This is a genomic window from Oceanobacillus sp. FSL W7-1293 (assembly GCF_037969815.1).
In the GTDB taxonomy this organism is placed as follows: domain Bacteria; phylum Bacillota; class Bacilli; order Bacillales; family Amphibacillaceae; genus Oceanobacillus; species Oceanobacillus oncorhynchi.
Genome location: NZ_CP150212.1, coordinates 3,632,110 through 3,656,134 on the forward strand (window position 1 = coordinate 3,632,110; position 24,025 = coordinate 3,656,134).

Consider the following 24,025-nt stretch of genomic DNA (forward strand, 5'->3'; position numbering starts at 1 on the left):
TATCATTGTGTCAATAAATAAAATTCATATCTTATTTTTCCTCGCCCGTATTTATTCCCACTCAGGCGGATAAACAGCTTCTGGAAGTTCAATACCAATCTCCTCATAATAGCGAATTGCTCCAGGATGCATCGGATACTCTTCATTTCGCAGAATTGTTTCAGGATCTTCAGATTCTTGAGCAGATGCGTGAGTAGAAATCATTTGATCAATATTTTCATGATATGCTTTTACCAAATCATAGACAAATTCCTCATTCGCATCTTTTTGAACAACACCAAAGTTAAATTGAGCTATTGTCTCCTCATCGCTATCCAAGGAATCGTACGTACCGGCTGGAATGACAAAATCCTCGAAATAAGGCAGTGCTTCTTTTACTGTTTCACGTTCTTCCCCATCGATACCATAAATGTTAATATCCATCTGTGTTTCTACCTCTGTTACCGCAGCTATTGGCATTCCTGCTGAAAAACCAATATGATCTAACTGCCCGTCAAGCATTTGAGATGCTAAATCACTTGCTCCTGCTGCAACCTGTTCACCTGTTTCAATGCCCAGCGCATCATAAATCAATGGATTATATGTGCCTGGTGTACCGCCGGAAGGGCCTATACCGACCCGCTCTCCTTCATGTTCTGTAATGCTTGTGACGTCTGAATCCGCACTGGACCACCAATGGAATGGTGTATCGTACATTGGGAAGATAACACGGATATCATCATATTCTTTTTCAGCCCAGTCTCCCTCATTATAATATCCTTCAAACAATGGACCGGTTGTAACCATGCCAAGCTGAACATCATCTACATCCAAAAGTTGAATATTGTGTACTGGTCCGCCTGTCACTTCCACATTTGATGTAACATCCAGATGATTTTCCAGCAATGTAGCTAAGCCGCCTCCCCAAATATAATAGGTTCCGCCTTGTGAGGCTGTCCCAATGGTAACTGTTGATGGATAATCTTTTTCTTCAAATTCTCCATTGTCCTCACCGCTTGCTTCTTCATCCCCACATGCCGCTAAAAATATAAGTCCTAATATAAATGCGAATAGATATAGCTTTTTCAAACCTTTCATAAAAAATCCCCCTTATATTTTTAAATATTCTGTCAAAAAACCCAGAACTCTGGCTGTCATACTTCTTCATTATCAGCTAACTCCAATGTACTGCGAAATAAATTTTCCAATTTATTTCGTTCCGCTTTGAAATCCAGTTCTAGAAAATCTTAAGAATCAGATGGCGGTCTCTAAGAAAGCATCCTTTACTTAAACTGCATGTTCAAAAAATTGTCCGCAGGCAACAGGACTTTTTGATTAACCTCTTAAAACATTTCAACATTCTTCATCATTCAAATGGTATTCTATTAATTTCCCCCTTTATTCATACATAAAATAGAGTTGATAATATAAAGCGCTTACATTATTACAGGAAATATTTTCGGGATATTGTAGAACTGGATACAATTAATTGTAGAGCATAATAACTATTTTGTAAACTATTTTTAGAATTATTTGTTTTTATTAACTTAACTTGAAAATCTTATTATAGCACCGTTTGATATGCCTTCATCCTTTCATGAAATTAAAATCAATTTCTTTTACATATCAATTCATGGACCATTTCAATCATTCGGTTATATAATTCGAAATCTCTATTAAATTATTATCCGGATCTCGAATGTAAGAAGAAGTTATCGCTCCTAAAGCTCCTGTTCTTTTTACCGGACCTTCTTCAACGATCACTTCATAACTCTCTAAATGCTTCATCACATCTGAAACCGGCACGTCGGTGATAAAACATAAATCAGCCGAGCCAGGCATAGGTGTTTTTGCTTTTGGTTCAAATTCTTTACCAGCTTCATGCAGATTTATTTTCTGTCCCCCAAAACGTAGTGCTTTTCTTCCCTCTCCAAATGTAATAACTTTCATTCCTAGAACCTGACTGTAAAATGTACTGGTTTTATCAATATCCTTTACAGTCAGCACCAGGTGAGCTAATCAACATCAGATTAATCGGCACTGCTTTTAAATGCAGCTTGTGATTCCTTATACCAATCCCTTCCCTCTGCATCATTAATAACCATACAAGGGAAATCTTCTACTTCTAATTTCCGGATTGCTTCCGTACCTAAGTCTTCATATGCTACTAATTCAACAGCTCGGATGCGCTGGGCTAATAAAGCTCCTGATCCGCCTATCGCGGCAAAGTAAACAGCCTGATTAGCAGAAATGGCATCTATCACTTCCTGACTGCGGTAACCCTTTCCAACCATTCCTTTTAATCCTTTTTCAAGCAGAGATGGTGTATACTTATCCATCCTGCTGCTGGTTGTCGGCCCGGCCGATCCAATAACTTCTCCCTCTCGTGCCGGAGTCGGGCCAACATAGTAAATAACTTGGTTGGTTAAATCTATAGGAAGTTTTTCTCCCTTCTCCAATTGCTCTGCCATCCGTTTATGTGCAGCATCTCTCGCAGTAAAAATGGTGCCGGTCAGCAATACCTGATCCCCGGCCTGCAGTGATTGGATGATTGTTTCATCTTGAAATGGCACACGTATTTTTTTCGGAACCATACGCTCCCTCCTAAGTAAAAATAACGAATCAGATAACCAAATGCTTATGTCTGCTTGCATGACAATTTAAATTAACAGCGACTGGCAAAGCAGCAATATGACAGGGGGCTGTTTCAATCTTTACATCTAATGTCGTTGTATTACCGCCTAACCCCTGAGGTCCAATTCCTAATGCATTAATCGATTGAATTAATTCTTCTTCCAATTGAGCAATTTCTCTCTCCGTATGCCGTTCTCCAACTGGTTTAAATAAAGACTTTTTAGCCAGATACGCACAGCTTTCAAAATTTCCGCCGATGCCAATCCCTACCACTAAAGGCGGGCAAGCATTCGGCCCGGCATGCTTTACCGTATCCAGGATAAAGTTTTTTACTCCCTCCAGCCCATCACTTGGTGTAAGCATTTTAAGTGCACTCATATTTTCTGCTCCGCCGCCTTTAGCAGTCATTTGAATTTCTAATTTGTCTCCTTCTGTTAATTCAATATGAATCACAGCAGGTGTATTGTCTCCCGTATTTTTTCTGCTTAAAGGGTCATCCACAATCGAATACCGCAAGTACCCCTCTTCATACCCTTGTTTAACCCCTTCATTAATTGCCTGATATAAGCTGCCGCCTGCAATATGACAATCCTGTCCAAGCTTTACAATAAATACGGAAACACCCGTGTCCTGACACATTGGAACGCGATTTTCACTGGCAATATTGGCATTTTCAATTAATTGTGTCAGCACACCTTTACCTATATCTGAGAATTCTGTTTGAACTGCTTGCTCAAACGCCTGGATAACATCCTGCCCTAAATCATAATTTGCTTCCTGACAGAGCTCTTTTACACGATCAACAATCTCTTGGTAATGAATTTGTCTCAAGAGCAAGCCACTCCTTTTTATTTTCAATCCGGTTTCGCATCATTTCGCTGTCCTTTTTAATGGATTTATTTCACTTTTGCGAATTCAAATAGATGCTCTATCGATTTAGCATTCTCTAATTGTAATAGGTTAGTGGATAGAACATGCTGCTCGTTCTCTGTTAAATCCGTTGTCAGGGACCGAAATTTCTCTAGAATCTCATCTACAGATAATTTATTCTCCGGATCTCCTTTTGGAAAGTCGATTTCCTTTTGAATCCTTTCTCCAGAGGTTAAATTCACTTCTGCGATAGCTCCCCATTTTTCAGGATAATGATTTTGAATATCCTCATCTACGCTTACCTCGATACGCTGCATCAGAGCACGAACCGCTTCATCCCAAAGGGCGTCTTCATTAAACGTATCAACACTTCCCTTACCCTTCAGCAAACTTAAAGCTGTACAGAATTGCATGCTGAATTTAGAAGCATATATCGTATCTGGTTCAGGATTATCTGTAATATCGATGGCTACCTGATATGTTTTGACACGGATACTCTCCACATCCTCCAAACGAATATGCCGTTCTTTAGCCAAACCTATCATTAAATCCATCACATGATGTGTGTGCCTGCAGGAAGCATGGACCTTAAAGGAGTTTTCTAAGATTTTAAATTCCTCTCCCAGCCTCTCTGTTACGTTTGAAAGGGTATATTCCTCACTCATCGCTTCAAAAAAACCGCGTTTCCCTTCTAAAATCTGACTAGCTCCAGTAAAGTTTTTTTCTCCCAAAAGCGCACTGATGACACCATTCATTGCAGCTTTCCCTGGATGCAGCTGCTTTGACATCGCTCCATCCTCTATAAATTCCCATAAACCGGCAGCCTGTGTTCCTGCACTCCCAAGCGCATAAATAATTTGCTTTTTATCTAATCCCAGTAATTTGGCTGCCGCCGCTGCTGCGCCAAATGTCCCGCACGTTGCGGTATTATGCCAGTAATAATAATGTGACGGGGTAACCGCTTCCCCAATCCGGTAGCATACTTCATAGCCTATCACGATAGATTCAATAACATCTTTGCCAGAAAGATTTTTCCATTCCGCTACTGCTAATGCAGACGGGATGACAACTGTAGCTGCATGAATAATAGAGGCTTTATGAATATCGTCCTGCTCCATGATGTGACTTGCCGCTCCGTTCAATAATGCTGCATGCGTTACTGATGTTTCCCCACCTGTTATTAAAGAAGCCTGAGGCGTTCCTCCAAGTTCTTTTACCAATTCATCGATTTTTTGCACGGGATATTGGCTTGCTCCTGCAATCGCAGACGAAAAGTAATCTATGATGCATAGCTTGGTAAATTCAACCACTTCCTTTGGCAAATCCTCATAATCTGTATCAATAATATAGTCTGCAAGTTTTTCGCTTAATCCCACAGGAATAACCTCCTACTTTTTATTTATCACACTTACTATTCAAAAAAAGGGGTTAATATGACCTCGGCATTCCAAGCACATGCTGTCCAAGGTAAGCGAGAATCAGATTATTGTTCACCGGGGCTACCTGATACATCCGCGTCTCCCTGAATTTACGCTCGACATCATATTCATCAACAAAACCATTTCCTCCGAATGTATTGATGCAAACATTTGCTGCTTCCCAGCTTGCTTCACTGGACAAGAGCTTTGCCATATTGGCTTCTTCTCCGCAGACTTCGCCAGAATCAAATTTTTCTGCAGCTTCATAACGCAGGAGATCAGCTGCTTTAATAGATGCATAGGCACGTGCAATCGGAAATTGAACACCCTGATTCTGGCCGATTTTTCTGTCAAAGACTTCCCGTTCGTTTGCATAATCTACCGCTTTATCAATGAAAAAGTAACCGTCTCCAATCGTTTCTGCAGCAAGCAGAATTCGTTCTGCATTCATCCCGTCAAGTACGTATTTAAAACCTTTTCCTTCTTCCCCGATAATACAGTCATGCGGAACCTTCATCTCCTTATACCATACCTTATTGGTAGCGTAGTTGAACATGGTACGCACAGGTTCAACGACAAAGGAATCGGGCTGATTTTCTCTGACTTCACGTAAATCGACTAAAAAGAGGCTGATTCCATTTGATTTTTTATCTACCTGCTCGAGTGGCGTTGTTCTGGCTAATACGAGTATTAAATCAGATTGTAAAACACGGCTGGTCCAGTTTTTATGGCCCGTAATCACGTAGCCGTCCTCTGTTTTTTCAGCGAAGGTTTTGATTCCGGTCGTATTCGATCCTGCTTCCGGCTCAGTTATGGAAAAAGCCTGTAACCGAAGTTCTCCTTTGGCAATTCCAGGCAAGTATCTTTCCTTCTGATCCGGGCTTCCATGTCTTAATAATGCTCCCATCGTATACATCTGCGCATGGCAAGCAGCTGCATGCCCGCCTGCCCGATGGATTTCTTCCAAAATAATGGTTGCTTCAGCAATCCCATATCCTTTTCCGCCATACTCCTGAGGAATCAATACGGATAAATAGCCTTCTTTGGTTAAGGCATCTACAAATTCATGCGGATATTCATGAGGGACATCTAATTTTCTCCAATAATCGTTTCCGAAAGATTCGCATAATTCACGTACAGATTCTCTTAATTCTTGTCGTTCTGTTTCATTCAATTGAATCGGCTTACCTGTTTGTTTTGCATCAATCATTCCGAACATCTCCTTTATACTTTTACAGACTATCGAAACGCAGCTGTTCTATTTCTCCATACTTACTATTTGTTTTGCAGTTCTTTTTCCAGTACCTGTTCCAATAATTTATTCTCTCTTGTCGGGGCAGAATCCTTTTTATAAATCATAAATGTTCGTTTAAATGTAATCACAACTTCTCCCCTTTGGTTATAACCGCTTGTTTTAACATTGACAATGCCAACATTGGGCCGGGATTTCGATTCACGTTTATCCTGCACTTCCGAATAGGAATAAATCGTATCTCCCTCAAACACCGGATTAGGCAGACGAACTTCATCCCAGCCTAAGTTTGCCATGGCATTCTGGGAGAGATCCGTCACAGACTGTCCTGTTACCAAAGCTATGGTAAATGTAGAATCGACTAGCGGTTTTCCAAATTCAGTCTGCTCCGAATAATAATCATCAAAATGAATCGGGTTTGTATTCTGTGTCAATAAGGTCATATAAATATTATCTGTTTTTGTTACCGTTCTTCCTAATGGATGCGAATAAATATCTCCTACTTCAAAATCCTCATAAAATCTGCCTTTCCAGCCTTCCTTTACACTCATTGTTATTCCTCCATTTTATTATATTTTTGATTGTGCCAATCCCAGCTCTTCTAAAATAGCTTCGGTATGCTCGCCAAGGTCTGGTATCGGATTCATCACATAATCTATTCCAGCCATAGTCACCGGCGGTTTTAGTGCAGCAATTTCTCCTTGCGGTGTCTGGACCTGCTTCCAACGCTTGCGTGCTGTCAGCTGTGGATGCGCGAAGAAATCCTTCATCGTATTTAACCGTGCATTGGCTATTTTGGCCTCTTCTACCCTTTCAATAATTTGATCGGATGTAAATGCTTCAAACTTTGCTTCAATAATCTGTTTTAATTCGTCTTTGTTTGTTGACCGATCCGTATTTGTAATAAATCTAGCGTCTTCACTTAAAGCGGAATCTTCTAAAACAAACTCGCAAAAGCGCTTCCATTCTCTTTCATTTTGTAATCCGATAAATACAGTTTTGTTATCTCCACATAGAAATGGTCCATACGGATAAATCGTTGCGTGGCTGGCTCCGGACCGTTGAGGCTCTTTTCCGCCATATGCCGCATAATAAGCAGGATAGCCCATCCACTCGCCAAGTGCTTCAAGCATCGATACCTCCATAACAGTTCCTTTTCCTGTTTTCATCCGATTAAATAAAGCTGTCAGAACGCCCGTATAGGCATACATTCCAGCAGCAATATCCGCGATTGAAATCCCCGCTTTTGACGGTGTTTCTTCACTGCCAGTTATTGAAACAAGTCCCGCCTCACATTGAACCAAGAGATCGTATGCTTTCTTCTGTTCATAAGTACCGCCTTTTCCATATCCTGATATACTGCACACAATCAATTCGGGATGCTTCGCAGTTAACTCTTCCGGTGCAAAGCCCATTCTTTCAATTGCTCCAGGAGCTAAATTTTGAATCAATACATCCGCTTTTTCTATTAAACTGCCAAGTATCTCTTTTCCTTCATCTGATTTCAAATCAAGCTCCATTGACTCTTTTGAACGGTTGCACCAAACAAAATGGCTGGACATTCCATTCACCGTAGAATCATAGCCCCTGGCAAAGTCCCCGACATCCGGTCTTTCTATTTTAATAACCCTCGCTCCTAAATCTGCCAATTGCCTCGTAGCAAATGGAGCGGCTATTGCCTGCTCTAAAGCAACAACGGTGATTCCTTCTAATGGCAACATATCCTTCTCCCCCATTTCAAATACATTCGTTCATTACATGTCAGCATGTGATAGTACCTTTCTTGCCCGTTCAACCACGGGAGCGTCAATCATCTTTCCATCTATCTCAAGCGCACCTTTTCCATTTTTTAAAGATTCTCCATACAAAGCAATAATTTTTTCTGCTTCTTTCACCTGCTCACGTGTAGGTGAAAAAGCATGATGTACAGGCGCAATTTGTTTTGGATGAATAAGCAGCTTCCCTTGGAATCCAGCACACTTTGCACGTTCCGTTTCCTTTTCTAATCCTGCTTCATCTTTAAAATCGACAAACACAGAATCAACCGGCGGTTCTTTTCCCGCCGCTTTGGAAGCAATCACCAGCTGTGTTCGGGCATACATTAAATTTTCTCCCATTTCCCCTGCATCGATATGAAGGTCAAGCATAAAATCCTCCGCTCCGAAACAGAGACATAAAATCCGATTACTCGCACAGACGATTTCTTGGACATTCTGAATTCCGGAAGCGGTTTCAATTAATGGTACGATAGCAAGCGAGCCTTCTTCTAAACCATACTTTTCCTCCATTTGTCCAAGCAAATAAGCTGCGATGATAATATCGTGTTGATTATTCACTTTAGGCAGAACGATTCCAGAAAGATTCTCTGCGATAATTCCATCTAAGTCTTCTATAAAATAGGGTGTAGTTAAATCATTCACACGTACAAAATTCACTTGTTGACTTATCTTACAAATTGCTTCTTTCACTTTTTGTCTGGCTATTACTTTTTCATTCACTGGTACAGCATCTTCCAAATCATAAATAATCACATCGGCCTGCAAATCCTTTACTTTGTTCAGATTTTTTTCTTGATTCCCCGGAACAAATAGCCAAGATCTGTACATCAGAATCTCTCCTTTCCACGTATGTTTCATGGAAACTAATAAATAAGCATTTTCTATATTGGATATTGGATACAATTTAATAATAATATATACAATGCTTTCTGTAAATGTATTTTTTGATTTTTTTAAAATTTAAGTCTATGTTAACGACTCACTATACTCTCTCTCTTATTCAAGCATACCTGTAATTTTCAGCAATAAGAAATTCAAGTCTGATTATGTATACGGGACAGAACAGAGTTGAACTTTTTCGTTCATCTATCCTTTAACGCTGCTTCTGTCCCTGCTTTTATCATGATATATGCAATAAACTAAATGGATTTTTGTTTAATAGTAAACTTTTTATCACGGAGAAGAACAAAAACTCCCACTAATGAAGTTTCGTTTTATGGAAACTTCATTCTATCTTAATAATAATTCTGGATGACTCCCCTTTCGCCAGCTTATCAAATCCTTCATTTATCTCTTCCAGCTTAATAATATCAGTAAGCAATTTATCAACCGGCAGCCTCCCTTGATTAAATAAGCGAATATAATTCGGAATATCCCGATCTGGAACACAGCTTCCTACATAGGATCCTTTAATACTTTTTTCTTCTGCAGTTAAACTCACATACGGAAAGGAAAAATGATGCTCCGGATGCGGTAATCCTGTTGTAACTGTCGTTCCGCCGCGTTTTGTTATTCCATAAGCCACCTCCATCGCCGGAACGGCTCCAGCGGTTTCAAATGCAAAATCCAGTCCACCATTCGTTGCTTCACGGATTTGTTCGATGACATCAGGATCCTTCGAATTAAATGTATCCGTTGCACCCAGCTCCTTCGCTTGTTTTAATTTGGATTCATTGATATCTACAGCAACCACTCTGCTCGCACCTGCAGAGATTGCTCCCAGCAAAGCACTTAATCCAATTCCTCCAAGACCAATAATCGCAACAGTACTCCCTAATTTAATATTGGCCGTATTGACAACAGCACCAACGCCGGTAATCACAGCACAACCAAACAGTGCTAGTTTTTCAAAAGGGATCTCTTTAGGGACTTTAATTAATGAATTTCTTGATACGACGGCATATTCGGCAAAAGCGGATACGCCAACATGATGATGGATGGTTTCTTCCTTTTCGTGCATGCGAATTCCTCCGCCAATCAAGGTTCCTGCTGTATTGGATTCCGCTCCAGGTTCACATAATGCCGGACGGCCTTCCTTACAAGGGATACAGTGGCCACAGCTGGGGACGAAGACACAGACGATATGATCCCCTGCTTCTAAATCTGTTACCCCTTCTCCTGCTTCTACAACAACACCGGACGCTTCATGCCCCAGCGCCATCGGCAATGGTCTTGGTCTGCTGCCGTTAATAACCGATAAATCAGAGTGACAAAGGCTGGCCGCTTTTATTTGAATCAATACTTCTCCTAATTCTGGAGCATCTAATTCAACTGTTTCAATTTTAATCGGTTTGCTTTCTGCATAGGGTGTTTCAGCTCCGGAGGTTCGTAATACAGCTGTTTTCACATTCATGATCATCTACTCCTTATCCTATTTTTATAGCAAAACATCATTTCATTATTAAATAAGCCTGTGATGGATTAAATCGTTTATATAAAGATCAATAGAGCTTTATACCAACAAATTTTGTATCCAGCATGTCTTCTATCGCATATTTAATTCCTTCTTTTCCAATCCCGCTATCTTTGACGCCTCCATATGGCATATGGTCATAACGCCTGACGGATACTTCGTTAATCCAGACTCCTCCTGTTTCAATAGCATCCGCCATGCGCATGGCACGGTTGATATCACGTGTAAACACGCCGGCATGCAGCCCTAAATCCGTATCATTTGCACAGGCAACAACCTCCTCTTCCCTAGAAAAGGGAATGACACTTACAATTGGAGCAAAGACTTCCATGCAAACGACCTTCATATTGGGAGTAGTGCTTCCAATGATTGTCGGCTCTAAAACTGCTCCTTTTCGATGTCCTCCGGTTAATAATGCCGCGCCTTGTGCCACAGCTTCCTCTATCCATGACTGCGCCCGTTCTGCTGCTTCTTCTGTAATCATCGGGCCTAATTCTGTCGACTCTTCACGTGGATCGCCAAGCTTTAGAGCTTCTGCTGCTGCAACTAATTTTTCTGTAAATGCCTGATAGACACTTTCTTGGACATATACCCGCTGTGCAGAAACACATGCCTGGCCGGCAAAGGTATAACCGCCTTGCAGGATGGATTGGACAGCAATATCTAAATCCCCATCCTCAAAAATAATATTGGGAGCATTGGATCCTAATTCCAGTGTTACTTTTTTCTTTTTCGCCATTTCGTGAATTTTCCAGCCGACTGCTCCGCTTCCCGTAAACGTCACTTTTTTTACATCCTTATGGGTTACCAGCGGTTCTACAAGCTGCTGTCCCGGCCCCATCACAATATTCAACGCTCCTTTTGGCAGCCCTGCCTCTTCCAATACGTGATAAAGCATCACCGAAGATAACGGTGTTTTTTCTGCTGGTTTAAGAACGACTGTATTCCCGGCTGCTATGGCAGGTGCAATCTTATGAAGCGCAAGATTTAATGGAAAGTTAAAGGGAGTAATTGCTGCAACTACCCCTAGCGGTACACGCTTTGTGATCCCGATTTGATGTTCTCCGCCAATGGCACTATCCATTGGAATCTGTTCACCATAAATCGACTTTGCCCCTTCTGATGCAAAGCGCAGCACTTGAATCGCCCGAATAACCTCCCCGCGGCTTTCGTTGATTGGTTTCCCAGCCTCCAGCGTCAATATATCAGCAAATGCTCCTTCTTGTTCTTCCAAGCGGTCAGCAGCTTTCCGCAAAATAGCAGAGCGTTCATGTGCCGGCATCTTCTTCATAATTTGAACAAAAGTCTGCTGTGCAGTATCAATGGCATCATGCACATCCTCTGTGGTTGCACATGCTATTTTTCCAATAACCTCCCCATTATATGGATTGGTTACAGCCAGTTCTTCTCTTTCTCCATTTCTTTCTTCTCCATTAATGATGGACCCGGCAACATTTTCATGGATATCAATCATCGTCGTCCCCTCCTTGCCATGCTTTCATAAACAAGCCTCATGACGTTGCTGCATACAGGTCATAAGGCTTGTTTATTCCGATTATCGATTACTCATAAAATCCTTCTGTCGATTTTACAAACTCCCTAAATTGCTTGGCATCATGCCCAAACCAGACCTGAGAATTTGTCCTTTCCGCATATTTTCTAATTTTTTCTACCGCATTTAAATATCCGACTGAATCATAAATAATTCCTGGCGGCTTTACAGGAGGACCAAAGCTTTCCGAGGTATAGACTGCATCGGAAGCTAAAATAATTCCTCCCTCACCCGGTAATTCTACATGCAGGCCAAGCAAGCCCCATGCATGTCCGGGACCAAAGTTCAGAATTTTAACCCCTTTCGCCAGCTCCAGTTCATCTTCATTCGGCATAACCGTTTTCCATTTTAAATCATTGGTAATCCAGGCATTGATATCTGCCCAAATGTAAGCTCCCATGTCTTTGGTCATCGCATACTGCTTCATGGTTTTCGAGAGCTCTGTGTCATGGACGATAATGGTTGCATTTGTAAATAATTCCAAACACCCTGCATGGTCTAAATGTAAATGCGAAGCAACTACATATTTAATATCCTCCGGTCGGGTGTTCAATTGTTCTAACCGGTTGATTAAATAGCAGGATTCATCCTGAAAGGACGGAAACATTTTTTGCACGCCCTCCGGCCAGCGACCCTCTTCTCCCATACCGTCCGGATTACATCCCGTGTCAAACAGGATTTTACCTTCCGGATGATCAATTAACACTGCATATACTGGAAATTCCACAAACTCGGCTGGCGGACTGGGATTATCCACACTTGCCGGATTGTGCATGGCAATCATATAATTTTTATCCATTTTCATGGTGCCTGTGTCCAAAACAAATAACTTTGGTTTACTCATAAGTCACCCTCCATGTGTTAAATAGATTTTTATTTCTCACCTGATTCTGTTGACTGTTAAAACCAAAATCCAGACTCATAACCCAGCAGTACATTTATATTTAGCCGCTATCACCACCCATAATAATGGTTCCTCTCGTTACCTCTCTTGCTGCCGATTTATCCAATGCTGTTTTGATATCTTCTAATGTAAACGCGGCATCCAGCAATTCATCAAAAGGATATATATCCTTTGTCTGTGAAAGAAATAGCAGAGCCTTACTTAAATACCAAGGGTTATACCTGACAACAGGGATAATCTGAATCGATTTTCTGGTTAGCAGACCTGGATCAAACTCGACCAGCTTTCCAGGTGTTATATTTCCAATCGTGACATATTTACCTCCTGGTCTGATAAAGTGGATACCTTCTGCAAAGGCGGCAGGAACGCCGGCGACTTCTAAAGCAACATCAGCTCCTATTCCATTGGTTAAATCTAAAATAGCATTCGTTCGGTCTTCCACCGTCTCATAGTCATTTATATTTATTGTATAATCCGCTCCAAATTTCTTTGCCTGCTGTAATCTGCTCTCTACTCCATCTATCACAATCACCGTTGCTCCCCGTTCTTTTGCAACAGCTGCCGCATTTAAACCAAGTCCTCCAGCCCCTTGAATGACAATCGATTGATTAAAGGAAATACCAGACTTATCTAAGCCAAAATAAACCTGCGATAAGGCACAGTTGGCACTTGCAGCTGCGGCATCGGATACATCGTCAGGGACTTTATAAAAATACTGATTCGGATGAATATAATAATGGGACGCGAATGTACCATGGAAATGCGGCATTGCCTCTGGCTGCATATTCCAGAAATCATAGGCATGCTCACATAAATGAAAGTGTCCCTCCCGGCAGGCAGCGCATTTTAGACACGTAATATAATAGGCGGAAACAATACGGTCACCTATTTTTACGGGACTGCCTGCATAATCCGTTTCCACGCCTTCTCCAAGCGCATATACTTCCCCAACCATTTCATGCCCGAGCACGCCCCGTTTCTTCGTCGGATGCAGCCCTTTCCATATATGCAATTCAGAACCACAGATATTGGACCGCCGTACCTTTAATAAAACCGCTCCTTTCTCTACCTTTGGAAGCTTATATTCCTTATAGCTTAACTTTTCCGGCTCTTCCATCACAGCTACTCTTCCGTATTGCTCCTCCGATTCCTGTCCCATTATTCATATCCTCCTTTGTAATAGATGAATTTACTTCATAACTGCTAATAAAACAGGTATTCCATTTTGAAGCGCTTTCATTTACAAACAACAAAACTTTTTGGATATTGTAACTTTGGATACAATTAAATTCTATGATATATTATTTGATTTGTAAACTATCTTTTGAATTTTTTGTTTTTATTTTACTCTATGGCAAACGATTCTCTTTGAATACAAAAAAGAGTGAAGTTTATCCTCTCTGATATTCTCCACTCTTTGAATCTATTAATGGCTCTGATTTCATGCTTTTATAAATGTTGTTATTTTATTTCTCCAATATAGCAAGCAGCTCTTCCCCAGTCCGTTGAATGTGCTTTGCAAGTGCGTCCGAAGCCTTTTCAGCATCTCCGTTTTCAATTGCTTCTAAAATCGTCGCATGTTCTTTATTTGATTTTTGAATTTGACCGGGAATGATTTGCGGCGTATCCAATGCAAAGCCCATGGAAATGGTATCAATAAAGCTTACTAAGCGGGAGCTGTCACAACGGCTGATCAACACTTTATGAAATTTCGCATTATTTTCGACATAGGCTTCATTGGATGCAGTATTCAGCATCGATTGATGAAATTCCGATAAGGTTTTCAGATCTGCTTGGGTAAAATGCTCCATACTTTTCTTTAATGCCAACGCTTCTAGAACGGAGCGTAATTCATATATCTCTTGAATATCTGCTTTCTTTATCTCCCGGACGACCGCTCCCTTATGCGGCTCCATGGTAATAAGTCCCTCCAGCTCTAGTGTTCGAAGCGCCTCTCTAATTGGCATACGACTTACCCCAATAAGTGAAGCAAGCTCGGTTTGCACCAAACGTTCTCCCGGTTTAAAGTCTCCTTTAAGGATTGCTTGCCGTAACACACTGCATACACGATTATGCAGCATTTCTCTATCACCGATTTCTAAATTTATATGATCAGGCATAAGCTTATCTCCTATTCTCCATTTTGAATATTGTATCCACATATTATAGCAAATGAAGAATCTAAATAAAAGATTTTACTTTTTTAAAAATTTACTAAACTAAAATTAAATAAAAGAAATGAAACAACGATTAAGTTTTCCACTGTGAAATCTTCGTTCTCGTACATATCAGAAAATCTTAACAGAGCATCTTAATCTCCAATAATACTCAACGAAAAATTCCCACACTTTCCCAAATCCCAAGGAAATTTATGTTATCATTAGAACGTTATTATAGCTATAGAAAGCGAGGTGGAATTATGGGCGAAATACCAACTAATTCTAAAAGTATTTTTGTTTTGATCACATTTCTTTTCATAACAATCGGTTTTACATGGCTGTATATCCATTTCAGCAGTACCATTAAAGATGAACCAGTGGAAGAAACGATTGAATTAAAATACAGCAAAAAAGGATTGTATTTATACCCGCGTTATGAAATCCTTGTTTCCAATTCAGATCGGCCAAGCACCGTATCTAAAGAGCAATTTGAATCGATTGAAGCAGGAGATACGATTTCTGGATACATGAAAAACAAAGATACCTTTGTAACAGAAAAAGACATTCAGTTTGAAAAACTATTAGGGATTCCGATTCTTATTGCTTTATATCTAGTTGTGTTCATCTTTGGTGCTGGCTTAGTGAAAAATACAACATTTATTAAAAATAAGCTGTCCTATAAAAACATCGTGCAAAAAATATTTATGACAAGCCTTTTAACGCTTTTAGGGCTCTATCTTCTGACAGGGTTAATTCTCATTGCACTAATAACAACAAATATTTTTCATAAAATAAATCCATGGAATCAAACAGAAGTAACAGCGGCTGTTTTAGGCGGAGACTATAATGAAACACGATCACAAAGAGGTGCTTCTTACACAACATATGAGCTATTCCTTCATTTTCAAGATCAAGAAGGGAACGATTACATAACCAAAAAAGCAGTCACCGGTACGACATATAATAAATATGATTTGGGTGAAAGTATTCCACTGATTTATCGTAATAATAACGTAGATGATACCTTTATCGCTACGAAAAGTGCCAACGAAATCTGGCCTGCCTTTTTGAATTTATATACTTTTTTTATCGGCTTTTATTTATTTTCCGTATTTGCCATGATTAGAGGATGGCGTAAAAAGAAAAAACGGCAGCAAGAGAAGGATACTGCGCTTCATAATACGATTTGAGACTTGCATGGAATAACTTGACAAGGCTGGTTAGCCAGCTTTATCAAGTCATTCTGCAAATACTTCTCCCTTTGATTTTTTTATTGTATAATAAAGCGTAATCCTATCTATACTCAACTGCCAGGACAGTAGTTTTAATCAATTTACGCTTATATCAATAAATTCGTATTTATTTGTGAATCACGTCACAAATAAATGGAAGGGGAGAAGATAAGTGCAACGACAAATGAAAATGGGGACGATGATTCATGGTGTAGGAGAAAAAATGTCTGATTGGAGACATCCTGAGCTACCGTCAGATGCAAGTGTCAGCCTTAAATTTTATATAGAACAGGCGCAAAAGGCTGAAGAAGGTAAATTTGATTTTGTTTTTATTGCGGATGCGTTACACATTAATGAGCATTCTAATCCACATTATTTGAATCGTTTCGAGCCGCTTACGATTTTATCTGCGCTGGCAGCTGTTACCTCACATATTGGATTGGTTGGCACATTATCAACAACCTATAGCGAGCCTTTTTCAGCAGCACGCCAGTTTGCCTCTCTGGATATGATCAGCGGTGGCAGAGCGGGCTGGAATGTGGTCACATCAGGCCTTGAAAAAACAGCCTTGAATTTTAGCCAAGAGGTAAAAGATCATCCTGATCATGCGGCGCGTTATAGAAAGGCATCAGAATATATCGATGTGATGCAAGGGTTATGGAAAAGCTGGGAAGATGACGCGTTTATAAGGGATAAAGAAACAGGAACATTTATAGATAAGGAAAAAATGCATGAATTAAACCATGCTGGAGAGTTTTTCTCGGTTAAAGGACCGTTGAATATCGGCCGCTCTAAACAAGGTGAACCAGTGATTTTTCAGGCAGGCTCTTCTGCTGATGGGAAGGATTTAGCAGCGAAAAAAGCGGATACCGTATTTGCAATCATCCCATCAATAACAAAAGCTCAAAATTATTACCATGATTTGAAACAGCGCGTCAAACAATATGGAAGAAATCCGGAAGATGTGTTTATCATGCAAGGAATCTCACCTATTATCGGCAAAACAGATGAGGAAGCTGAGGCAAAATATCAAGAACTCGCTCGTTTAGTAGAGATAGACCAGGCACTGGCATTTCTCAGCAGACTGTTTGAATTTCATGATTTTTCAACATATCCGCTAGACGAACTCTTCCCTGATGTCGGAGATCTAGGGAAAAACAGTTTTAGAAGTGATACAGACCGCATCAAGCAGGATGCAATCGAAGAAAGCCTTACGCTGCGTGAAGTAGCTTTACGTGAAGCAACACCCCGGCCGCTTTTTATGGGAACGCCTGAAAAAGTAGCGGACCTGATGGAAGAATGGTTTGATTCACGTGCGACTGATGGGTTTATCATTATTGCTAATTTGCCAAGTTATCTGGGAGACTTTATTGATGAAGTTGTGCCTATTCTGCAGGAACGGGGCCTTTTCCGAAAGAACTATGAAGCAAATACATTGCGTGAAAATCTTGGGCTGCGTATTCCAAGACACTGTGCTATGACAGGGGTTGCCAGATAAGGGTAGATTATATTCGATGCTTCATTTGTAACACTGCGTTTTTACGCGTTTAATGAATGAAGAAGCAAAACAGATTTATAAATAGATTGGAATAAAGGGGGGGATATGGGCAGATACACTGTGCTTGTCTTCCTCTTTATATACTCCACGCTCTGTTCTTATATTTAGTTTAAGCTTATCATCGTTATCAGTATTGGGATAATCTCCTCTCTTTTCCTTCCATTTATAAAACAACAACCTCACAGCCAAAATAACTACAACGATTACAACATTCGTGATGGAGATATTGTTCATCATATCACTCCCTTACTTCATATTTTCATACCAGAACAAATCATCCAGGTTCGCACCCAATGCCTTACATAATAGAAGACAAATCTTAATGGAAGGATTATATTTTTCTGTTTCAATAAGGTTCATCGTCTGACGGGAAACGCCAATCTCTTTTGCTAATTCTTGCTGCGAGTATTTGGGGAAGGATATTCTTGTTAACTTTACATTATTTCTTGTTATTATTGGTTGTTTAATATATTGATAGATTGATTGATTGATTGATAATACTGGTTTTTAAACATGAGAAAAAATAATGGAGGGAATTTAAAATGAAAGCATTCGATATTTATACAGACGGGGTACAGCATACGGTGGTTGCTAACTCTCAAAAAGAGGCTAATGAATATTTTGAAAATATTCCCAAAAAGAAAATCATCTACTCTGAGCCTTATGGCTGGACCGGGAATAATTAATTGGTCGATACGCGACACTTCAGAGTTTAACAACATTGAAAAACAAGAAATTTAATTGAGAAGCCCTTCAACTTGGGGAAGGGCTTGTTTTCTCATATAAAGAGGATAGCAACGGCTATAGTTCTCCCTGAGCAAAAAATAAAAAACAAAAGTACAATATGTCTTTTGTTTTTATTGAGAACGAATATCTTTAATATCTCCTCATATAAATGAGTGTAGTATCCGTATATCTATACAAGCTTGGCTAATTAAATTCACCACACAAGCATATGTAGTGCATCACGTCCTTACCTTTACCTATAATTATAGGTCCATCTTGAGCTCCAAACCGTGAGCTCCTTCCCAACCGCTTAATTTATGACTTTTTTCCACCTGATTATTAATATGTAATAAGATGTTTTTTCCGTCAATAGAATAGCAGGTCATCAAATACTTCCCTACCCGCCACGTATATAAAGATTACGAAGGCTGATACGCTGTTCTCTATGATTTGGCAACAGCTCACCAGAAATCTTTTTTGTAATAAGAGTTAATCTCATTGCTCTCTATTCGCTATTCCATTTTGTTTACTATTATTATTTTCTTTCCAACCAATTATTAACACAATAAATAAGGGCAAGATAAAAATATAAATATGAGGTTCTTCCGAAAAACCGCCCTCTGACTCATAAGATATGTAATTCATAAGTATAAGCGCCACTAAAATTGTAATAATTACAATTAAAAAAATTCAAATTATTTGAAATATAATAGATAATTGTGATAACATTATTTTCAAAGGAATTTCATTATTTAGTGGTGTTGTGAAAGTCTTAACCAATTTTTGATACTGAGTTTCGGGAGACTGAACTTTAATATATATTCAGTTTAATATTTTTAAAATGGGGAGGAAAAACAATGATGAAAGTTTCGTGGTCAAGATTAATGTTCTTTACAATGCTGATCTTTTTATTGGCTTTGGCTGCATGTGGCAATGGTGATACTTCAGACGAAGAATCCACTGATGACTCGGATACTGCAACAGAGGAAAGTGCTGACGAGGACGCTGATGAAAGTGCAGATACAGATACAGACGCAGAATCTGAACCACAAGTTACTGAGTTTGAACCAGCATTTCCAGAACAAACAAGAGCACCTGAAGTAGAGACTGAAGCAGAATTTGATGTGGAAGTTGTTGTTGAGGGCCTTGACGTGTCTTGGGGTATGGAAGAGTTTGATACAAACCGCTTACTTGTTACGCAAAGAGATTCAGCAGAACTTCTTATTATAAACCTTGAAGATGGCTCTGTTTCAGATCCAGTCGAAGGTACACCAGAAGTAAATAACGAAGGTCAAGGTGGTTTACTTGATGTAACCATTGCACCTGATTTTGACGAATCAAGATTAGTATTTATGACGTTTGCTCAAGATATTGAAGATGGTACTGTAACTGCTGTCGGTAAAGGTGTTTTATCAGAAGATGAAGCCTCACTTGAAGATTTTGAAATAATCTTCCAAGCAGTACCAGCATATGATGGTGACTTACACTATGGTGGACGTATTATCTTTGATGATGATGACAACCTATTCTTAACAACTGGTGAGCGGTCTGATGATCCAATTCGCGAACGTGCACAAGACCTAGATGCTTATTTAGGTAAAGTAATTCACATTACACAAGATGGAGAAGCAGTAGATACGAATCCATTTATTGAAGATGAAGACGCACTAGATGGTATTTACAGCTACGGTCACCGTAATATTCAAGGTGTTGACTTCCATCCTGAAACAGGAGACCTATGGATAGTTGAATTCGGTCCACAAGCTGGGGATGAACTGAATATTATTGAACCAGGTTCTAACTATGGATGGCCAATTGTTTCTTATGGTATCGAGTACACTGGTGAATTAATCAATGATGGTATTTCAGAACACGACGCACATGGCTTTGTTGAACCAGTATATTATTGGGATCCAACAAGTGCACCAAGTGGTATGTCATTCTACGATAATGATGCAATTCCTGAATGGGAGAACAACATGTTCATCGGTGGTTTAGCGCCGAACTATATTGTACGTGTCGTTATTGAAAATGACCTCATCGTTGGAGAAGAACGTCTATTAACGGAAGAAGGCGAACGTTTCCGGGATATTCTTGTGACTGAGGATGGCGCGCTTGTTGCAATCACTGATGGCGGTCTGATTTATAAGATTACTGCTGCAGGTGAAGGCACAGAAGAAGACGATGTTGATACTGATGAAGACGATGACGCGGAATAATTTATTATTCTCTAAAAGCACCCGACCCTATGTCAATGTCATTAACTTAAGGCGCTTGACAATATTAAAGAAAGCATAAAAATTAGAAATACCATGGCCCCCGTGTTCATGGTATTTTTTAATATGGAGACTAATATTTTAAAGCGTATATTTTTTGACGATCATGGTCATTGGGATTGTTTTGAGAAAAAGCACCGTTCTAGAATTCGTCCAATCGTTTCGAAAGAAGTGAAAAAATTTCACGACTGTGGAGATCCGAAAAATGGATTTAAATTGTTGGCTTATGAGGGGTGCCCCGATGTACGGAAAATTCCTTATCGCTGTATTTAACTACGTTGACCACGTTACGTTTAAATTCAATGAAATAAAAAAAGTGTCAAAAACCCTATCAAACCAAGGTTTTTGACACTCATTGAAACTTCATGAAATTGTTTGATAAAACTAAAATGGAGACGGAGGGAGTCGTTTAAAGGTATATTATTGATGTTTACAAACCACCATAAATGCTTATTATTCAACGTTTTAAGGCATGGGCTATGCCATCCAATAAACAATTATTTTTATTGGTTTGTTGCCAAAAATGTTGCCAAAGGAGAGGTAAAATCCTCTCCTTTTTTTAATGAATTTGAAACTTCAATCCATACTCAACACAAAGCTTTTCTAACTTCTTTTTCCGTAATTCAGATGCAGCATACCAAATGACAGTCGGCCGATGATTGTATTGCTGGAAAATAACATAAGACAGTTCCTTATATTTTTTTATCTTTTCGATATTGGTTGCCATCGTTTGCTGATTGTCTATTTCGATAAAATGATACTCCCCCGCCTTTCTAAAAGTGGCATCTGGAATTAATTTATTTTCACCCCATTTAACTGGCCATTCTTTTTTCCAGTCAGAGGGCATCCCTAATTTAATGTATAAGTCATTACGCATTAACACATGCGTGATTTCTTTTTTATTTAATTTCCCTTGGTTTGATCCGATTATCTGTTTTCCTTTATTGGATAAATAATATATTTTTTTCTCCATCCGTGCAGCAAGTAATAATTTATCTTTTTCCATTCTGGATAAAATACGCTGTGCATTTCTGTCGCCACCAAGATTATTTATCACCTGTAGTTGCTCTCTTGTGGCATACGTAAGATTATCCAAACTCAACAGAATCAATTCGTCTCTCTGTTGTCTTTTTTGCTGTGCTAACATAGTCAACAAACCTCCTTTTGATATCCGTATCAGCCACGTTTGGCACCTGTATGACGTGTTTCTCTGCTGTGCGATAAATAGCTCTCCCGACATTATTTAACGCCTCTGCGCCCTGCTCATCCAACGCCACACGGCTGGCAACTTCTGTTGGTAAACGGAAACTAATCTTAGCATCAGCATTTTGTTTTATCTGTCTTGGCATGTTTTCTGCTGTGGGATATTGGCAAGCGAATATTAATCGGTACCCCAACGCTCCAGCAATGCGAGCTATTTCTGATAATACGTGTTGGCAGTATTTATACGGCTTTTTGTCATCTTTACTTGCAAAAGATGGAGGAGCAAGTTCCGCAGCTTCATCCACTATAATAAATTTTCTTTTCTTGATGTCTGTGTCAAGGATATTTGTGTATCCTTTTTTTCGGAAAACAGCCATATCTGATTTAATATCTTTCAATACGACTTCCAACATTTCTTTTGATTCATACACATTTCCAGCGACACCTTTTACTTGTTTTAGATTTTCGTAAGGACCAAACTCTAATTTTTCTTTTAAGTCAAGAATATAAAATTCAGCGTCATCCGGATTGTTATTAATCAAGTGCCCTAATATTAATTTTAATAACACCGACTTTCCTTGCCTGGTCATCCCGGCAATTGTCATATGCGGGATCTTATCAAAATCATGTGTAACTGGACCATCTAATGACGTTCCAATAGGCAAAGTCCACCCTTCTGTCTTATTCCAATCGTATTTAACCTCATTAGGCAACGTTTGTTTATATACTTTAATGTGCAACTTCTGATTGACAAAAGATACCTTCACCGGCTTATTAAGCACCTTCTCTAACACTTGCAATTTCTCATCGTCCACCAAACCATATGGCACATGATAACTGTATAAAGTGTATTGATCTGTCCTGTGAGTTTTAAAATGCTTCGGCTCCTTTTCCTTTACTTTGTAATTTAAATTCCTAAACGTGTGCTGAATTTTTTCTTTATCAGATTTATTCCATTTTGCAGCTGCATAAATCGTGAATGCAGCCAAGCCTCCACCAATCAATAAATCCATATTCGCACCCCTATTCGTACGACTATGCGCTTTGGTATTCGTGCGGTTAAGTATTCGTACGCATATTCGTTTGTTGATATATCTATATGCAGAGATTCTTAAATTGATTACTTTTTAAGTACACAAATACGAAGAATGAGTGCCAGGTTTCTGGAGGGGAGGGCGAGGGGAGAAGGAAAATAAAAATATTTGTAGAATATATAATATGGGTGATAAAAATGATAAAAAGCAGAATCGGAGAAGTTATTGATAGCAAGGGGTTAAAACACAGATGGGTTGCAGAACAGATTGGAGTTGCTCCTACTGTAATCTCAAGGTGGATACACAACAGAGGAAAACCATCTGTAGAAAAGCTTTTTAAACTTGCTAATATTTTAAATTGTAAAGTTGATGAATTGTATGAATGGATTGATGATGATTAAATATGTTTTTTGTGTACTAAATGCGGTATAATTTGATTATACATAAAATTAAGAGGTGATTTTTTATGGCAAAAGAAACTTGTGCTGTATGTGATAAAAAAACAAGTAAATTAACCAGAAGAAAAATAAAAGATGGTGACTTTATCTGCAACGACTGTTATGTGACTGCTTTTTCATTCAAAGAACAAATTAAAAATAACGATAAAGATTTAACTGTGGAAGAAATAAAGGATAAGATTGAAGAAAATAACAACATGCCCGAACCGGAATCGAAGTGGGATAAGATTAGCGAAAAGTTAATTGAATCGGGTGATAAATCGATTAACTTCGGAGAAAAATTAGGTGAGAAAAGCAAAGCAATCAGGAGAGCTGGTTACCACACCACTGCAGCCGTCTGGGTTCCTCCTTTATATATCGGGTATAGAGTCATCAAAAAGAGAAAGAAAAATAAGCAACATGATTCCATCAATTCCCCCGAAGACCATCTTATTGCTTTTATCAGAGAATGCGAACAAGCATATAAAGAAGGAAAAATTGATGAGGAAACAATGAAAGAATACATTGTGGATTTTACTAATAAATTTTATAGGATGGATGATGAAAGCCTTGATAGTTAAGGCTTTTTATTTTTTTTGC

Annotated in this window: 24 protein-coding genes; 6 read left to right on the forward strand and 18 right to left on the reverse strand. The window is 39.3% G+C overall.

All coding sequences use genetic code 11. The annotated features are described in order from the left end of the window. Positions 1-51: 51 nt before the first annotated feature. The 14 genes from MKY65_RS17755 to MKY65_RS17820 all read right to left on the reverse strand — a co-directional run bounded on the left by MKY65_RS17755 (position 52) and on the right by MKY65_RS17820 (position 14,920). A complete protein-coding gene (locus MKY65_RS17755) occupies positions 52-1,077 on the reverse strand; it encodes a TAXI family TRAP transporter solute-binding subunit (RefSeq protein ID WP_042530465.1) in 1,026 nt (341 codons plus the stop codon). A gap of 549 nt (positions 1,078-1,626) precedes the next feature. After that, entirely contained in the window at positions 1,627-1,989 is a 363-nt protein-coding gene (locus MKY65_RS17760; RefSeq protein WP_339185294.1) for a VOC family protein, read from the reverse strand. 20 nt (positions 1,990-2,009) lie between these two features. After that, entirely contained in the window at positions 2,010-2,573 is a 564-nt protein-coding gene (locus MKY65_RS17765; protein ID WP_339179150.1) for a Fe-S-containing hydro-lyase, read from the reverse strand. Positions 2,574-2,601: 28 nt separating this feature from the next. Continuing rightward, positions 2,602-3,444: a fumarate hydratase gene (locus tag MKY65_RS17770; RefSeq protein WP_339179151.1), complete on the reverse strand. Its 843-nt coding sequence runs from the start codon at positions 3,442-3,444 to the stop codon at positions 2,602-2,604. 65 nt (positions 3,445-3,509) lie between these two features. Next, positions 3,510-4,859, reverse strand: a complete 1,350-nt coding sequence (locus MKY65_RS17775; protein ID WP_339179152.1) for an MmgE/PrpD family protein — start codon at positions 4,857-4,859, stop codon at positions 3,510-3,512. Positions 4,860-4,911: 52 nt separating this feature from the next. Next, on the reverse strand, positions 4,912-6,111 hold the full coding sequence (locus MKY65_RS17780) for an acyl-CoA dehydrogenase family protein (protein ID WP_339179154.1): 1,200 nt from the start codon (positions 6,109-6,111) through the stop codon (positions 4,912-4,914). A 65-nt stretch (positions 6,112-6,176) separates the two neighbouring features. Next, positions 6,177-6,704: a MaoC family dehydratase gene (locus tag MKY65_RS17785; RefSeq protein ID WP_042530453.1), complete on the reverse strand. Its 528-nt coding sequence runs from the start codon at positions 6,702-6,704 to the stop codon at positions 6,177-6,179. Positions 6,705-6,722: 18 nt separating this feature from the next. After that, positions 6,723-7,874 (reverse strand): CaiB/BaiF CoA-transferase family protein, encoded by a 1,152-nt coding sequence (locus MKY65_RS17790; RefSeq protein ID WP_339179156.1) that lies wholly within the window; start codon positions 7,872-7,874, stop codon positions 6,723-6,725. Between the two features lie 33 nt (positions 7,875-7,907). Beyond that, entirely contained in the window at positions 7,908-8,759 is an 852-nt protein-coding gene (locus MKY65_RS17795) for a CoA ester lyase (protein WP_339179157.1), read from the reverse strand. Between the two features lie 397 nt (positions 8,760-9,156). After that, positions 9,157-10,284 (reverse strand): zinc-dependent alcohol dehydrogenase family protein, encoded by a 1,128-nt coding sequence (locus MKY65_RS17800; RefSeq protein WP_339179158.1) that lies wholly within the window; start codon positions 10,282-10,284, stop codon positions 9,157-9,159. 88 nt (positions 10,285-10,372) lie between these two features. Further along, positions 10,373-11,818 (reverse strand): aldehyde dehydrogenase family protein, encoded by a 1,446-nt coding sequence (locus MKY65_RS17805; RefSeq protein ID WP_339179160.1) that lies wholly within the window; start codon positions 11,816-11,818, stop codon positions 10,373-10,375. An 88-nt stretch (positions 11,819-11,906) separates the two neighbouring features. Continuing rightward, positions 11,907-12,740, reverse strand: coding sequence for an N-acyl homoserine lactonase family protein (locus MKY65_RS17810; RefSeq protein ID WP_193063509.1), 834 nt, complete (start codon positions 12,738-12,740; stop codon positions 11,907-11,909). Between the two features lie 100 nt (positions 12,741-12,840). Beyond that, on the reverse strand, positions 12,841-13,959 hold the full coding sequence (locus MKY65_RS17815; protein WP_339179163.1) for a zinc-binding dehydrogenase: 1,119 nt from the start codon (positions 13,957-13,959) through the stop codon (positions 12,841-12,843). Positions 13,960-14,266: 307 nt separating this feature from the next. After that, the gene (locus tag MKY65_RS17820; protein WP_042530443.1) at positions 14,267-14,920 is read right to left on the reverse strand and encodes a GntR family transcriptional regulator; all 654 of its coding nucleotides are present in this window, start codon (positions 14,918-14,920) and stop codon (positions 14,267-14,269) included. 299 nt (positions 14,921-15,219) lie between these two features. On the opposite strand from MKY65_RS17820, the gene MKY65_RS17825 reads away from it, so the two are divergent. Together MKY65_RS17825 and MKY65_RS17830 are read left to right on the forward strand one after the other, a co-directional pair. After that, entirely contained in the window at positions 15,220-16,149 is a 930-nt protein-coding gene (locus MKY65_RS17825) for a hypothetical protein (RefSeq protein ID WP_339179168.1), read from the forward strand. 226 nt (positions 16,150-16,375) lie between these two features. Further along, positions 16,376-17,689, forward strand: a complete 1,314-nt coding sequence (locus MKY65_RS17830; protein ID WP_339185296.1) for an LLM class flavin-dependent oxidoreductase — start codon at positions 16,376-16,378, stop codon at positions 17,687-17,689. Between the two features lie 75 nt (positions 17,690-17,764). On the opposite strand, the gene MKY65_RS17835 is transcribed toward MKY65_RS17830, so the two are convergent. Both MKY65_RS17835 and MKY65_RS17840 read right to left on the reverse strand, forming a co-directional pair. Further along, the gene (locus tag MKY65_RS17835; protein ID WP_339179170.1) at positions 17,765-17,986 is read right to left on the reverse strand and encodes a hypothetical protein; all 222 of its coding nucleotides are present in this window, start codon (positions 17,984-17,986) and stop codon (positions 17,765-17,767) included. Between the two features lie 9 nt (positions 17,987-17,995). Beyond that, complete coding sequence (locus tag MKY65_RS17840; protein WP_339185298.1) at positions 17,996-18,241, reverse strand: helix-turn-helix transcriptional regulator; 246 nt, start codon at positions 18,239-18,241, stop codon at positions 17,996-17,998. A 50-nt stretch (positions 18,242-18,291) separates the two neighbouring features. Between MKY65_RS17840 and MKY65_RS17845 the strand changes: the two genes are divergently transcribed. Both MKY65_RS17845 and MKY65_RS17850 read left to right on the forward strand, forming a co-directional pair. Beyond that, complete coding sequence (locus tag MKY65_RS17845) at positions 18,292-18,435, forward strand: hypothetical protein (protein WP_339179172.1); 144 nt, start codon at positions 18,292-18,294, stop codon at positions 18,433-18,435. Between the two features lie 897 nt (positions 18,436-19,332). Further along, on the forward strand, positions 19,333-20,694 hold the full coding sequence (locus MKY65_RS17850; protein ID WP_339179175.1) for a PQQ-dependent sugar dehydrogenase: 1,362 nt from the start codon (positions 19,333-19,335) through the stop codon (positions 20,692-20,694). Between the two features lie 616 nt (positions 20,695-21,310). Here MKY65_RS17850 and MKY65_RS17855 read toward each other — a convergent pair. Together MKY65_RS17855 and MKY65_RS17860 are read right to left on the reverse strand one after the other, a co-directional pair. Beyond that, positions 21,311-21,898: a replication-relaxation family protein gene (locus tag MKY65_RS17855; RefSeq protein ID WP_339179176.1), complete on the reverse strand. Its 588-nt coding sequence runs from the start codon at positions 21,896-21,898 to the stop codon at positions 21,311-21,313. After that, positions 21,840-22,967: an FtsK/SpoIIIE domain-containing protein gene (locus tag MKY65_RS17860; RefSeq protein ID WP_339179178.1), complete on the reverse strand. Its 1,128-nt coding sequence runs from the start codon at positions 22,965-22,967 to the stop codon at positions 21,840-21,842. Before MKY65_RS17860 ends, MKY65_RS17855 begins: the two co-directional genes overlap by 59 nt. A 218-nt stretch (positions 22,968-23,185) precedes the next feature. Between MKY65_RS17860 and MKY65_RS17865 the strand changes: the two genes are divergently transcribed. Both MKY65_RS17865 and MKY65_RS17870 read left to right on the forward strand, forming a co-directional pair. Next, positions 23,186-23,389, forward strand: coding sequence for a helix-turn-helix transcriptional regulator (locus MKY65_RS17865; RefSeq protein ID WP_339179180.1), 204 nt, complete (start codon positions 23,186-23,188; stop codon positions 23,387-23,389). Between the two features lie 65 nt (positions 23,390-23,454). Then, the gene (locus MKY65_RS17870) at positions 23,455-24,006 is read left to right on the forward strand and encodes a DUF4428 domain-containing protein (RefSeq protein WP_339179183.1); all 552 of its coding nucleotides are present in this window, start codon (positions 23,455-23,457) and stop codon (positions 24,004-24,006) included. Positions 24,007-24,025: the final 19 nt, after the last annotated feature.

What these genes read in the sequence shown, in the direction of transcription:
- MKY65_RS17755 (WP_042530465.1), bottom strand. Translation starts at nt 1,077, where the DNA reads ATGAAAGGTTTGAAAAAGCTATATCTATTCGCATTTATATTAGGACTT.
- MKY65_RS17765 (WP_339179150.1), bottom strand. Translation starts at nt 2,573, where the DNA reads ATGGTTCCGAAAAAAATACGTGTGCCATTTCAAGATGAAACAATCATC.
- MKY65_RS17780 (WP_339179154.1), bottom strand. Translation starts at nt 6,111, where the DNA reads ATGATTGATGCAAAACAAACAGGTAAGCCGATTCAATTGAATGAAACA.
- MKY65_RS17785 (WP_042530453.1), bottom strand. Translation starts at nt 6,704, where the DNA reads ATGAGTGTAAAGGAAGGCTGGAAAGGCAGATTTTATGAGGATTTTGAA.
- MKY65_RS17790 (WP_339179156.1), bottom strand. Translation starts at nt 7,874, where the DNA reads ATGTTGCCATTAGAAGGAATCACCGTTGTTGCTTTAGAGCAGGCAATA.
- MKY65_RS17795 (WP_339179157.1), bottom strand. Translation starts at nt 8,759, where the DNA reads ATGTACAGATCTTGGCTATTTGTTCCGGGGAATCAAGAAAAAAATCTG.
- MKY65_RS17800 (WP_339179158.1), bottom strand. Translation starts at nt 10,284, where the DNA reads ATGAATGTGAAAACAGCTGTATTACGAACCTCCGGAGCTGAAACACCC.
- MKY65_RS17805 (WP_339179160.1), bottom strand. Translation starts at nt 11,818, where the DNA reads ATGATTGATATCCATGAAAATGTTGCCGGGTCCATCATTAATGGAGAA.
- MKY65_RS17810 (WP_193063509.1), bottom strand. Translation starts at nt 12,740, where the DNA reads ATGAGTAAACCAAAGTTATTTGTTTTGGACACAGGCACCATGAAAATG.
- MKY65_RS17815 (WP_339179163.1), bottom strand. Translation starts at nt 13,959, where the DNA reads ATGGGACAGGAATCGGAGGAGCAATACGGAAGAGTAGCTGTGATGGAA.
- MKY65_RS17820 (WP_042530443.1), bottom strand. Translation starts at nt 14,920, where the DNA reads ATGCCTGATCATATAAATTTAGAAATCGGTGATAGAGAAATGCTGCAT.
- MKY65_RS17825 (WP_339179168.1), top strand. Translation starts at nt 15,220, where the DNA reads ATGGGCGAAATACCAACTAATTCTAAAAGTATTTTTGTTTTGATCACA.
- MKY65_RS17830 (WP_339185296.1), top strand. Translation starts at nt 16,376, where the DNA reads ATGAAAATGGGGACGATGATTCATGGTGTAGGAGAAAAAATGTCTGAT.
- MKY65_RS17835 (WP_339179170.1), bottom strand. Translation starts at nt 17,986, where the DNA reads ATGATGAACAATATCTCCATCACGAATGTTGTAATCGTTGTAGTTATT.
- MKY65_RS17845 (WP_339179172.1), top strand. Translation starts at nt 18,292, where the DNA reads ATGAAAGCATTCGATATTTATACAGACGGGGTACAGCATACGGTGGTT.
- MKY65_RS17850 (WP_339179175.1), top strand. Translation starts at nt 19,333, where the DNA reads ATGATGAAAGTTTCGTGGTCAAGATTAATGTTCTTTACAATGCTGATC.
- MKY65_RS17855 (WP_339179176.1), bottom strand. Translation starts at nt 21,898, where the DNA reads ATGTTAGCACAGCAAAAAAGACAACAGAGAGACGAATTGATTCTGTTG.
- MKY65_RS17860 (WP_339179178.1), bottom strand. Translation starts at nt 22,967, where the DNA reads ATGGATTTATTGATTGGTGGAGGCTTGGCTGCATTCACGATTTATGCA.
- MKY65_RS17865 (WP_339179180.1), top strand. Translation starts at nt 23,186, where the DNA reads ATGATAAAAAGCAGAATCGGAGAAGTTATTGATAGCAAGGGGTTAAAA.
- MKY65_RS17870 (WP_339179183.1), top strand. Translation starts at nt 23,455, where the DNA reads ATGGCAAAAGAAACTTGTGCTGTATGTGATAAAAAAACAAGTAAATTA.